This window comes from Salinimicrobium oceani, assembly GCF_012037645.1.
On sequence record NZ_JAAVJR010001192.1, the window covers coordinates 1 to 347 of the forward strand.

At 41.5% G+C, this 347-nt stretch carries 1 protein-coding gene; it reads left to right on the forward strand.

What is annotated here, in order from left to right; all coding sequences use genetic code 11:
* Positions 1–94: 94 nt before the first annotated feature.
* The coding region (locus HC175_RS21420; RefSeq protein WP_168139950.1) for a DUF2911 domain-containing protein at positions 95–347 on the forward strand (253 nt) is incomplete at its 3' end.

A 347-nucleotide genomic window follows, 5' to 3' on the forward strand; every position in this document is an offset into this window, starting at 1 on the left:
CAGCCCCTTTCAGGGGCTTTTTTTCTGAAAAACATCTACAAAACGCCATTTTTGAAAGGTAATGATACGGTGTGGAAATTGATTAAATTTGATCATGCTAACATTAAAGAGAACATTGCTCGGCATGGGGATCGCTATAGCGGTGATCATGCTTTCTTACATCATCTATAAGAATAACACCAAATCTTTTAGTCCCGAAGATACTGTAGAATACAACAGCGGCGATCTCGATCTGGAAGTGTTCTACAACCGCCCCTATAAAAAAGACAGGTTGATCTTCGGCGGACTCGTGCCTTATAACGAAGTGTGGCGAACAGGAGCCAATGAGGCAACTACCTTTTTTACTT